This is a genomic window from Streptomyces sp. NPDC002054, assembly GCF_040296685.1.
GTDB lineage: Bacteria > Actinomycetota > Actinomycetes > Streptomycetales > Streptomycetaceae > Streptomyces.
In genome coordinates this window covers 1-11656 of sequence record NZ_JBEOXT010000049.1, presented here as the reverse complement: position 1 = coordinate 11656, position 11656 = coordinate 1, and the positions used below count along the sequence as shown (strand labels likewise).

Sequence of the window (11656 nt, the reverse complement as noted above, 5' to 3'; positions counted from 1 at the left end):
GGGTTGCCTGGTGGGGCTACTTGGTCATGCGCACGCGGTCCCCGGCCGGTGCCGGGATCGGGGTGGCCGCGAGGGACTGCGGGGAGGTGGGGTTGGCCAGCGCCGACGGCGGGGCCACGGCGGCTGCCGGGTCCGGAGCCGGAGCCGCATCCTCGTCCACGGCGGGCAGACCGCCGACGATCTGGATGCCCGCCGCGTCGAAGGCCTCCTTGATCCGCCAGCGCAGCTCGCGCTGCACGGCGAACTGCTTGCCCGGCATGGTCTTCGCGGAGATGTTCACGGTCATCGAGGCCAGCAGCACCTCGCCCAGGCCCAGTACCTCCACCGGACCCCACAGGTGCTCGTCCCAGGGGTCCTCCTTGGCCATGCCGTCGGCGACGCCCTGGATGATCCCCTTGACCCTCTTCAGGTCCTCGGTCGGCTTCACCTGCACGTCCACCATCGCGGTGGCCCAGCCCTGGCTGAGGTTCCCGATCCGCTTGATCTCGCCATTGCGGACGTACCAGATCTCGCCGTTGTCCCCGCGGAGCTTGGTCACCCGCAGTCCGACCTCGACGACCTCACCGGACGCCACCCCGGCGTCGATCTTGTCGCCGACGCCGTACTGGTCCTCCATGATCATGAACACCCCGGACAGGAAGTCCGTCACCAGGTTCCGGGCACCGAAACCGATCGCCACACCGGCCACACCGGCACTCGCCAGCAGCGGCGCCAGATCGATCTTCAGGGCGGCCAGCACCATCAGCGCGGCCGTGCCCAGAATGACGAAGGAGGCCACCGAGCGGAGCACGGAGCCGATCGCCTCCGAGCGCTGTCGCCGCCGCTCGGCGTTCACCAGCAGCCCGCCCAGGGCGGTGCCCTCCACGGCCTCCGCGCTGGTGTTCATCCGGTTGATCAGCTTGGTCAGCGCCTTGCGGACCACCGAGCGGATCACTCCCGCGATCACGATGATCAGCAGGATCTTCAGGCCGATGCTCAGCCAGGTGGCCCAGTTCTCCTCGATGAAGCTCGCGGCGTTGGTGACGCTCTCCTGCGCCTCTTGGACACTGCGCGGCGCATCCGGAACATCGGATTCCGCGGGAAGCAGGGTGGCGGGCCAGGGCACGGCGGGAACCTCCAGGTGTAGCGGCCTGCCCGCGGAAAGGGGTGTGTGCGGGCAGGCCATCCACACTAACGGGGCAAGAGATCCACTCCGGCGCGTTGTTCGAGGGAGAGACCAGACTCACCTGGGAAAGGAAGAGGTGTGGTTGAAAACACCTCCGACCCGTTACGGGCGCGTGGTGGCGCTTCGGCCAGCCGTGAGGAGAGACTGAGAGCAGATCGTCCCGGCGCGAGCCACGCGCCGCCGGCGTACAAGGAGGCATCCGCGTGCCACACGTCCTGGTCCTCAATGCGTCGTACGAGCCCCTCGGCGTCGTACCGCTCCGCCGCGCGCTCGTCCTCGTCCTGGAGAACAAGGCTGTCTCCCTGGAAGAATCCGGCGCCTTCCTGCACAGCGCGACAAGGGCCGTCCCCGCACCCAGTGTGGTCAGGCTCAAGCGCTTCGTGCGGGTCCCCTACCGGGGGCCCGTTCCACTCACCCGGCGCGCCCTGTTCGCCCGGGACGGCGGTCGCTGCATGTACTGCGGCGGCGTCGCCACCAGCGTCGACCACGTCATCCCGCGCAGCCGGGGCGGCCAGCACGTATGGGACAACGTCGTCGCCGCGTGCCGCCGCTGCAACCACGTCAAGGCGGACCGCCACCTGGTCGACCTCGGCTGGCGCCTTCGCCACCAGCCGGCTCCGCCGTCGGGGCTGGCCTGGCGCATCATCGGTACCGGCCACCGCGATCCTCGCTGGATGCCGTACCTCCAGCCGTTCGGCGCGGACGACGCCCTGGACCGCATCGGAGCCGCCGCCGCCTCCTGACCGGCCCGAGCCCCCGCTGCCCGGCAGGGCGGCGGGGGCTTTGGTCGTACAACCCGTCAGGGGATGACCGCGTAGGCCTCCGCCGACCAGAGACTGCAGCCGTACTGCGTCGCCCGGACGTCGCACACCACCCGTACGAAACGGGTGTCCGGCGCGTCCATGCGCACCGACTCCCGGCCGCCCCGCGAGTCGGCCACCGTCGCGGCCGGCCGCCAGGTGACGCCGTCCGCCGAGGTCTCCACCCGGTACTCCGTCGGATACGCGTCCTGCCAGTGCAGCACCAGCTGCCCCAGCCGCACCGGCGCCGCCAGCTCCGCCTGCCACCACGCCCCGTCCTCCGCCGGTGAGGACCAGCGGGTGGTGGCCAGGCCGTCGACCGCCGCCGAGGCCGGGAAGTCCGGGGTCTCGTCCCCCGAGGACGAGGCGGTGGCCGACTTCGCCAGGTCCGGGCCGCCGGTCCGCGGGAAGGCCCGGACCGTCAGGGTCCTCGATTCCCCGCCGAAGCTGACCGGGACCTCGTACACCCCCGCCGGGGTGCCCTCCGGCACGGTGACCTCGACCGGGACCGCCACCGCGGTCCCCCGCGGCACCGTCGTCTCGGCCGGCACCTCCACCTTGATGCCCTGCGGGGGCCGCGCCGACAGCGAGCCGCGGACCTCGCCGGGCCGCAGCGGCGAGAGCTCCGCCGCCACCCGCTGCGGCCGGCCGCCGATCTCGGCGTCCGCACGGCCGTTGCCGCCCAGCTCGAACCTGGCCTGCGGCCCGTCCGCGAACCACGGCACCAGCCCGCGCACCGCCGGCGCCTCGCCGGCCCACACCAGCCGCACCGCATCCGCCGTCAGCCCGGTCGCCTCCGCCTGGGTCCAGCCCGAGCCGGCCGCCTCGCCGAGCTTGCGCCAGCCCTCCCCGGGGATGTGCGCCTCCACCGAGGCGCCCCGGACCGCGGGGGTCAACGGATCCGTCATCACCGTGACCGCGGACACCGGACGGGGCCGGTCCAGCCGGAGCGTCCAGGACCCGGAATCCCGGCTCACCGGACCCGCCGTCGGCAGGGCCGCACCGGTCCAGGCGTCCGCCTCGGCCGCCGCCTTCGCCAGGAACGGGTCCAGGACCCCCTGGCCGACCGTCGCGCCCGGCCCGGCCGTCGCCGTCCGCGCCTGCCCCAGCGCCAGATAGGACCGCCAGGCCGCCGCGCCGTCCCCGCGGGCCTGGGCCCGCAGCGTGTCCACGGCCAGCTCGCCTGCCGTGCCGTACTGCGCCAGCCGGTCCAGCCAGGGCCCCGCCTCCTGCACCAGCTCCTCGCCGAGCCGCCCGCGCGCCTCCCGCATCACCGTGAACGCCGCCCGCAGCCGGTCCGCGGCCCGGTCCAGCGCCGCCCGGTCACCGGCGCCCCGGGCCCGCCAGAACTCCTCCATCAGCGGGTGCAGGTACGCCGATTCGGGCTGCCCCAGCGCCGAGGACGCGGTGTTCCCGGCGAGCGCCGCCAGCCCTTCCCGGGCCCGTACGTCGCCCCCGGCCAGCTCGGCCACGGCCGCCTCCCAGGAGGCCCCGGCCCGGTACCCGCGCGGGTTCCACGCGAAGTCGGCGGCGGTGAACAGCGGGATCCTGGACAGCGTGCCCTGCTGCGCCGCATGGGCCAGCAGACCGGCCGAGCCGTTGGCCACCGCCGGTTCGCGGCCCGTGTACGCGCCGAGGTAGATCCGGCCCGGCTCCCAGTCGTTGACCGGATAGTTGTCCATGGTGACCAGCGGATGCCCGAAGGCCGTGCGGGCCCCGGCCAGTTCCTTGCCGGTGATGGTGCGCGGCAGCACCCCGACACCGGTCCAGGCCACCTCCACCCGGCCGTCCAGCGCGGCGGCCAGCGCCGTCCGGTATTCGGTGGCGCCCTCCTGGTAGTACTCGGTGGGCATCAGCGACAGCGGAGCCGAGCCCGGATGCTGCCGGGCCAGCCCGGCCGCGAGCTCACCGGCGACCTCGGCATGCGCCCGCGCAGCCGCCGCCGGGCCCTTGCCGTACCGCTGCCGGTCCGCCGAACAGCCCCACTCCGTGTAGCTGACGTCCTGGAACTGCAGCTGGAAGGCGCGGAAGCCCAGCTCCCACATCGCCTCCAGCTTGCGCTGCAGCGCCTTGCGGTCCGCGGCCGAGGACAGGCACATCGACTGCGCCGGGGCCACCGCCCAGCCCAGGGTCACCCGGTTGACCGCGGCCCGCTCGGCGAGCCGGCGGAACTCCTCGCGCTGCGCCTGGGGATAGTCCTCGCGCCAGCGGGCCTGCCGGAACACGTCGTCGCCGGGCGCGAGCAGATACCGGTTCTGCTTGGTGCGGCCCATGAAGTCCAGCTGGGCGAGCCGCTGTTCCAAGGTCCACGGTTCCCCGTAGAACCCCTCGGTGATGCCGCGCACCGGGGCGGCCGGCCAGTCCCGGACCACCGCGCCGGGAACCCTGCCCCGGGCGCCCTCGAGCAGCTGACGCAGGGTCTGGGCGCCGTGGAACAGCCCGTCGTCGCCGAAGCCGGCCAGCGCGACGGTGTCCCGGCCGCCCTCCCGGCCCACCGCCAGCCGGTAGCCGCCGGCCGGCAGGTCCTCCGCCGTCCCGGCGCCGAGCGCCTGCAGCGCCGCCTCGGCGTCCGCGCCCTGGACCCGGAAGACGGTCCCCTGCGCGGGCAGCGGGACGTACGGGTGCTGCTCGCGCAGGGTCTTCACCCCGGCGGCGCGCAGCGCGGTGCGGATCACCTCCACGGCATGCGGATCGGCGCCGGTGAGCGGCACCACCAGAACGGCCTCGCTGCCGAGCGGGACTTCGCGGGACCGGTCGGCGGTCAGGGACTGCGGGCGCGGCCAGACGGGAGGACCCTGGGGGGCGGCGACGGGATCGGCGGCGGGGCCGGTCGCGAGCCCGGTGCCCGGGGCCGTCCCCGGAGCCGGCGCAGTGCCCGGCGTCGGCGCAGTGCCCGGCTGCGCGGCGCCGGCGGCGGGATCGGTCCCCGGGGCCGCCGGGGCAGCCGGAGAGGGGTCGGCGAAGGCCGTCGGGGGGCCGACGGCGGCACCGCCGAGCAGACCGCCGACGACGGCGACCGCCACGGCCGTGGCCCGCTTCCTGCCGCTGAGCTGCACGCTGTCTCCTCGTTCCGAGTGGCCCCCCCGCTCGCACGAATGAGCCCGAGCCCACCACCCGTACGGCTCAAGTGTCAATGTACGCGGGCGCTCTGACCGAAATGCCCCAGGAATGCAGGCCAGCGGGATGGGTAGGGCTGCGGTGTTCCGATGTCCGTCGCGCGCAGCCGCATACCCCGGGGCCCCGCGCTCGTTGTCACGCAGCCCCCCATGAGGAGAGCCCGATGACCGCCCGCCCGCACCCCCACACCCCGCCCCGGCCCCGCTCCAAACGCCCCGCCGCCCCCGCTACCCCTGCCGCCCCGCTCCTCGGCCACCTGCCCCGCCCCGGTTCCGGCCCCCTCACCAGCGAGCCCCCGCTCGCCGACACCGCCCACGCACCGCTGACCAGCGAACCACCCCTCACCGACGAGGCTCCCCTGACGAGCGAGCCGACCACGCCCGCCACCGCCGCGGGCGTCTGATCAAAGGACCCCCCCATGGACGACCTGGCCCGGCTCGCCGCCCTGCACGGCGTCGCCGTCTCCTACCAGCCGGCCGAGGACGTCACCGTCCGGGTGCCGGAGCGGACCGTCCGGGAGGTGCTCGGGCTCCTCGGGGTGGCCGCCGGCACCCCGGAGGGCGTGCGGAGTTCGCTGGCCCGGGCCGAACGGGAGGCCGCCGCCCGGCTGTTGCCCCCGACCCTGGTCCACTGGGCCGACGAGCAGGTGCCGGCCGCCCTCGCGGAACTCCCGCCGGGCACCCGGCTCCTGGTCCGGCCGGAGGGCGCCGAGGCCGAGCGGGCCTGGGGGCCCGACCTCCCCTGCGGGGTGCACCGGATCACCGCCGAGGCGCCCGATGGCCGTACCGGCACCGCCACCCTGATCGTGGCCCCGGACCGGGCCCCGGCCGCGCCCGGCCGCTCGTACGGGCTGCTCGTCCAGCTGTACTCGCTGCTGTCCCGGCGCTCCTGGGGCATGGGCGACCTCGGCGATCTGGCGGAGCTGGCGCGCTGGGCCGGGCGGACCCACGGGGCGGGATTCCTCCAGGTCAACCCGCTGCACGCGGCCGTGCCGGGCACCCCGACCGACCCGTCCCCGTACCGGCCCTCCTCGCGGCGCTTCCCGGATCCGGTCCACCTGCGGATCGAGGACCTTCCGGAGTACGCCGACTGCCCCGACCGGGACGTGCTGTCCCGCCTGCGCAAGCAGGGCGCGGAGCTGAGCCGGCAGGTGCTGGAGAAGGGCGCGCTGATCGACCGCGATGCCGTCTGGGCACTGAAGCGGGCCGCTCTGGAGCGCCTGTACGCCCTCCCGCGCGACCCGGGGCGCGAGGCCGAGTACGCGCGGTTTCGCACCGCCGGCGGCCCGGCCCTGGACCGGCACGCCCGCTGGGCGGCGCTGGCCGATCGGTACGGCACCGACCGGTCGCAGTGGCCGGTGGCCGCGGACGCGGATGTGGAAGGGGACGCGGGCCCCGGCGGCGCGGAGTTCCACCGCTGGCTGGCCTGGCTGACCGACACCCAGCTGGTCGCGGCGCAGCGGACCGCCCGGGAGGCGGGCATGACGGTCGGTCTGGTCCACGACCTGGCGGTCGGGGTGCACCCGGAGGGCGCGGACGTGTGGGCCGCGCCCGGTCTGCACGCCCCCGGGACGACGGTCGGCGCACCGCCGGACGCCTTCAACGCGCGCGGCCAGGACTGGGGCCTGCCCCCCTGGCGGCCGGACCGGCTCGCCGCGACCGCGTACGCGCCGTACCGGCAGCTGCTGCGGGCGGTGTTCCGGTACGCGGGCGCGCTCCGCATCGACCATGTGATGGGCCTGTTCCGGCTCTGGTGGATCCCGGAGGGAACCCCGCCCGCCGAGGGCACGTACGTGGGCTACGACGGCGAGGCGATGCTCGCGATCCTGGTCCTGGAGGCGCACCGGGCGGGGGCACTGGTGATCGGCGAGGACCTCGGGACGGTCGAGCCGGGGGTCCGGGAGGCCCTCGCCCGGCGCGGGGTGCTCGGCACCTCCGTGCTCTGGTTCGAGCGCGACTGGCGGGGCGACGGGCGCCCGCTGGCCCCGGCCGACTGGCGGGCCGACTGCCTGGCCACCGCCACCACCCACGATCTGCCGCCGTCCGCCGCGAAACTGGCGGGGGAGCATGTGGAGCTGAGGGACCGGCTGGGCCTGCTGACCCGCTCCGCGGCCGAGGAGCGGGCGGCGGACACCGCCGACACCGCCGAATGGCTCGGGGTCCTGGACGGCCTCGGGCTGACCGCGAAGAACGAGGAGGAGGCAGTGCAGGCCTTGTACTCCTTCCTGCTGGCCACCCCGGCCCGGCTGGTCGGGGTGTGGCTGCCGGACGCGGTGGGGGACCGCCGGCCGCAGAACCTGCCGGGCACCTGGGACCAGTACCCCAATTGGCGGCTGCCGGTCGCGGACGGCTCGGGCCGGCCGGTGACCCTGGAGGGACTGGCCGCCTCGCCCCGGGCGCAGGCCCTGCTCAGGGCGGTGCGGGAGCAGGCGGAGTCCCGTACGGCACCCCCGGGCGCGCGACTCGTTTAGGTGTTCGCTACGTTTGCACCGTGGACAAGAAGAACGCCCTGCGCGCCGGCGCTGTGACGGCCGGTACGACGCTGATGATGCTGCTGATGACGTCTCCCGCGCTCGCGCTGACGCGTGACGACGGTGACGACCCGGGTCCCGGCCTCAGCATCGCCGCGACCATCGGCCTGTTCGTGGTGCTGCCGATCGCGCTGTTCCTGGTCATCGCGGGTCTTGTGATGGTCGGCGACAAGTCGCGCAAGCAGCAGCCGCAGTAGGCCGCAGTAGATCTTCCCGCGCGGTCTGCCGCGCGTGGGCCGGTCCGAGTGGAGTCTCCGCGCGGACCGGCCCGTTCGCATGCCCGGGCATTCGCCCGATGGCCGGTGCCGCCGATGGCCGGTGCCGCCGCTCAGACCTGGGCGAGCAGCTTCCGCAGCAGCCCGGTGAGCAGTTCGGCCTCTTCCTCGGTCAGCCCGGCGAGTGCCGCCCGCTGGACCTCCAGGCCGGCCACGACCGCCTCGTCGACGAGCGCCAGGCCCTTTTCGGTGAGGGTCACCTGAAGTCCCCGCCGGTCGTGCGGATCGGGCTTGCGGCAGAGCAGCCCGGCCTTCTCCAGCTTGTCCAGCCGCCCGGTCATCCCGCCCGTGGTGAGCATCAGCGTCGCCGAGAGCTGGCGCGGCGACAGCGTGTACGGCTCGCCTGACCGGCGCAGCGTGGCGACGACGTCGAACTCGCCGCGCGAGATCCCGTACCGCGCGTACGCCCGTTCCGCTGCGTCGCCCATGGCCCGGGCGATCCGGTAGATCCGGCCGAAGATCCCCATCGGGGAGACGTCCAGCTCCGGACGCACCGCGTTCCACTGGGCGGTGATGGCATCCACCGCGTCCCTGTTCGCCAGTTCGCTCATGACCGCAGTATCGCAAGAAAACTTGCTTGACGGAAAGTAGCTTAGAGCTAAGCTACTTTCTAGCAATCTACTTCGCGCCGGAGGGGTTCGTCATGAAGCGCACCGCCCGCACCGCCCGCACTGCCACCATCGGCACCATTGCCCTGACCGCCCTCGCGCCCATCTCCTGGGGCTCGACCTACCTCGTCACCACCGAGCTGCTGCCACCCGACCGGCCCCTGTTCACCGGGGTGATGCGGGCCCTGCCCGCGGGGCTGCTGCTGATCGCCGCCGCCCGCACCCTGCCCAAGGGCGCCTGGTGGTGGAAGTCGGCCGTGCTGGGCGCGCTGAACATCGGCGCCTTCTTCCCCCTGCTGTTCCTGTCGGCCTACCGGCTGCCCGGCGGAGTCGCCGCCGTACTCGGCGCGTTCGGCCCGCTGATGGTCATCGGCCTGGCCGCGCTGCTGCTCGGCGAGAGGGCGAGCAGACGGTCGCTGCTCGCCGCCGTCGCCGCGGCGTTCGGCGTCAGCATGGTGGTGCTGAAGGCGGGGGCCGCGCTCGACCTGGTCGGCGTACTGGCCGGAGTCGCCTCCTCCGCCTCGATGGCGGCCGGCATCGTGATGACCAAGCGCTGGGGGCGCCCGGAGGGCGTCGGGCCGCTGGCCCTGGCCGGCTGGCAGCTCACCGCCGGCGGCCTGCTGATCCTGCCGGTCGCCGCCCTGCTGGAAGGCGCCCCGCCCGCCCTCGACGGCCGGGCCTACCTGGGCTACGGCTACATGATGCTGCTCAACACCGGCGCCGCGTACTGGCTCTGGTTCCGCGGCATCGGGCGGCTCGCCGCCACCTCGGTGACCCTGCTGGGCCCGCTCTCCCCGCTCACCGCCGCCGTGATCGGCTGGGCCGCGCTTGGCCAGGCACTCTCGCCGGTCCAGCTCCTCGGGATGGCGATCGCGTTCTCCGCGACCGTGGTGGGCCAGCTGCCCGCCCGGAAATCGTTCAGTAAAACTGAACAGAACGATCGAAAGTTTTCGATGGACCTGAGCGATGAGAAGGTGCGACGGTAGGCCGGCACCTCATACGAATGAACCGCACCCACCCGAGGGGGAGATAGCCGTGGCCGTCCTGGACCGCGTCCGTACCGCTGGGCACCAGCCGGGCAACCGCACCGCGCAGGCGAAGAAGGAGGCGGCCGGCCTCGGCGTCCTGCTCGCCCTCGTGGCCACGGTCGTCTGGTCCGGCAGCTTCGTCGCAACCCGGGGCATGGCCGACAGCATCCCGCCCGTACAGGCCGTCTTCTGGCGCTGGATCATCGCGATCGCCGCCGTCGCCCCGCTCGCCGCCCGCGAGGCCTGGCGGCAGCGCCACCTGATCCGCCGCCACCTGGGCTTCGTCACCCTCGCCTCGTTCTTCGGCATCGCCCTCTACAACACCCTGGTCCACCAGGCCGGACTGACCACCTCCGCCTCCAACATGGGCATGATCATGGCGGCCTCGCCGGTCATCATGGCGGTCTTCGCCCGCCTCGGCGGCCAGCAGCTCGGCGCCGTCCGCTCCTTCGGGCTGCTGCTGGCCGCCTCCGGCGTGCTGCTGCTCGTCGGCAAGGGCTCGCTCACCGTGGACTTCGCCGCCGGCGACCTGTGGATGTTCGGCGCCGCCCTGTCCTTCGCCTCCTACAGCGCGCTGCTGCGGCGGAAGCCCGCCGAGATCTCCGGCCTCACCTTCCTGCTCACCACCTTCGTGTTCGGCGCGCTGATGCTGGCCCCGGCGTACGCGGTGTCGGTCGCCGTCCAGGGCGGGTTCGAGGTCTCCGCCGGCACCGTCGGCCCGCTGCTCTACGTGGGCGTCTTCTCCTCCGCCGTGGCCTTCTTCGCCTGGAACAAGGCGATTTCGCTGATCGGCGCGGCCCGCGCGGGCGTCGTCTACTACCTGCAGCCCGTCTGCGTGGCCGTCCTGGGCTTCCTGCTGCTGGGCGAGCAGACCGGGCCGGTCCAGCTGCTGTGCATGGGGCTGATCCTCGGCGGCGTCGCCCTCGGCGCCCGCCGGTAGGTTCGGCCCATGACCGGGACCACCGAGTGGGACATCAAGAAGCTCCGCATCCTGCGCACGCTCGGCGAGCAGGGCACGGTGACCGCAACGGCCGAGGCGCTGCTGATGACGCCCTCGGCCGTTTCGCAGCAGCTCACCAACCTGGCCAAACAGCTCGGCGTCCCGCTGCTCGAGGCCCAGGGCCGCCGGGTCCGCCTCACCGGCGCCGCCCACCTGGTCCTGCGGCACGCGGAGGCCGTCTTCGCCCAACTGGAACGGGCCGACGCCGAGCTGGCCGGCTACCGGGCGGGGGAGACCGGCGAGGTCCGGCTCGGCGCTTTCTCCACCGCCGTCCCCGCCCTGGTCGTCCCGGCCGTGGCGGCCCTCCGGCTGACCCACCCCGGCGTCGAGGTCCGGGTACGCGAGACCGAGGCGGCGGAATCGTACGAGCTGCTGTCCGCCGGGGCCGTGGACCTCGCGCTCTCCCTCGCCGCCCACGCCCCCACCGCCCGGGACCCCCGCTTCACCCGCATCCCGCTGCTCGCCGACCCCCTGGACGTGGCCCTGCCCCCGGACCACCCGCTGGCCGCTGCGCCCCGGCTGCGGCTGGCGGACCTCTCGGGCGAACCCTGGATCTACGGGGGCTCCGGCCCCTGGTCGGACATCACCCGCACGGCGTGCGAGGCGGCCGGCTTTGTCCCGGAACAGGCGCACTCGGCGGCCGGCTGGACCGCGATCCTCGCCCTGGTCGAGGCCGGCATGGGCGTGGCCCTGATCCCCCGCATGGCGGCGAGCCGCGCCACCGGCGTCCGGGTCCGCGACCTCGGCCGGGACCGCCCGATCCGGCACGTCATCGCAGCCACCCGCCGCGGCGCAGACACCGCCCCGGCAGTGGCCCAGGTCCTGGAGGCCCTCCGCAACGCAGCCACCCCCCGCCCCTAACCGCTGCGCGGAGCCTTCCCCCACCCCGCCCCTTCCCGAAACCGGGGCCTGCGGCCCCGGACCCCGCCTGTGGGGGCTGCGCCCCACACCCCCTGGGTGCCCGGGCTCCGCCCCGGGGGGTTTGGGGGCGGAGCCCCCGAGAGCGGGGTGCCGGGCGAAGCCCGGGCAACCCCACGGGGTCCGGGGCGGAGCCCCGGGTTCGGGGAGGGGGGGGGGGGGGGATCGGGAGAGCGTCGTGGTGGGGAAGAGTGTGCTACAGCGGGTGTTGATAT

The 11656-nt window shown here is 74.4% G+C and carries 10 protein-coding genes; 7 read left to right on the top strand and 3 right to left on the bottom strand.

The window, feature by feature from the left end:
- Positions 1–16: 16 nt before the first annotated feature.
- Entirely contained in the window at positions 17–1105 is a 1089-nt protein-coding gene (locus ABT123_RS33015; RefSeq protein WP_502971126.1) for a mechanosensitive ion channel family protein, read from the bottom strand.
- A gap of 263 nt (positions 1106–1368) precedes the next feature.
- Here ABT123_RS33015 and ABT123_RS33010 point away from each other — a divergent pair, with 263 nt between their 5' ends.
- Positions 1369–1908: an HNH endonuclease gene (locus ABT123_RS33010; RefSeq protein ID WP_351321476.1), complete on the top strand. Its 540-nt coding sequence runs from the start codon at positions 1369–1371 to the stop codon at positions 1906–1908.
- 56 nt (positions 1909–1964) lie between these two features.
- On the opposite strand, the gene ABT123_RS33005 is transcribed toward ABT123_RS33010, so the two are convergent.
- Positions 1965–5021, bottom strand: a complete 3057-nt coding sequence (locus tag ABT123_RS33005) for a glycoside hydrolase family 84 protein (protein ID WP_351321474.1) — start codon at positions 5019–5021, stop codon at positions 1965–1967.
- A gap of 224 nt (positions 5022–5245) precedes the next feature.
- Here ABT123_RS33005 and ABT123_RS33000 point away from each other — a divergent pair, with 224 nt between their 5' ends.
- The 3 genes from ABT123_RS33000 to ABT123_RS32990 are packed head-to-tail and all read left to right on the top strand — an operon-like array spanning position 5246 to position 7809.
- The gene (locus ABT123_RS33000; RefSeq protein ID WP_351321472.1) at positions 5246–5485 is read left to right on the top strand and encodes a hypothetical protein; all 240 of its coding nucleotides are present in this window, start codon (positions 5246–5248) and stop codon (positions 5483–5485) included.
- Positions 5486–5500: 15 nt separating this feature from the next.
- The gene (gene malQ / locus ABT123_RS32995; RefSeq protein ID WP_351321470.1) at positions 5501–7552 is read left to right on the top strand and encodes a 4-alpha-glucanotransferase; all 2052 of its coding nucleotides are present in this window, start codon (positions 5501–5503) and stop codon (positions 7550–7552) included.
- Between the two features lie 20 nt (positions 7553–7572).
- Positions 7573–7809 carry a hypothetical protein gene (locus tag ABT123_RS32990; protein ID WP_351321468.1) on the top strand — a complete coding sequence of 79 codons (237 nt, stop codon included), beginning with the start codon at positions 7573–7575 and terminating at the stop codon, positions 7807–7809.
- Between the two features lie 131 nt (positions 7810–7940).
- Here ABT123_RS32990 and ABT123_RS32985 read toward each other — a convergent pair whose 3' ends face one another.
- Complete coding sequence (locus ABT123_RS32985; RefSeq protein ID WP_351321466.1) at positions 7941–8438, bottom strand: MarR family winged helix-turn-helix transcriptional regulator; 498 nt, start codon at positions 8436–8438, stop codon at positions 7941–7943.
- A gap of 92 nt (positions 8439–8530) precedes the next feature.
- Here ABT123_RS32985 and ABT123_RS32980 point away from each other — a divergent pair, with 92 nt between their 5' ends.
- Genes ABT123_RS32980 through ABT123_RS32970 form a run of 3 tightly spaced genes read left to right on the top strand, consistent with a single transcriptional unit; the run spans position 8531 to position 11384 of the window.
- Positions 8531–9481, top strand: coding sequence for an EamA family transporter (locus tag ABT123_RS32980; RefSeq protein ID WP_351321463.1), 951 nt, complete (start codon positions 8531–8533; stop codon positions 9479–9481).
- A gap of 49 nt (positions 9482–9530) precedes the next feature.
- Positions 9531–10463: a DMT family transporter gene (locus tag ABT123_RS32975; protein WP_502971125.1), complete on the top strand. Its 933-nt coding sequence runs from the start codon at positions 9531–9533 to the stop codon at positions 10461–10463.
- A gap of 9 nt (positions 10464–10472) precedes the next feature.
- The gene (locus ABT123_RS32970; RefSeq protein ID WP_351321461.1) at positions 10473–11384 is read left to right on the top strand and encodes a LysR family transcriptional regulator; all 912 of its coding nucleotides are present in this window, start codon (positions 10473–10475) and stop codon (positions 11382–11384) included.
- Positions 11385–11656 lie beyond the last annotated feature (272 nt).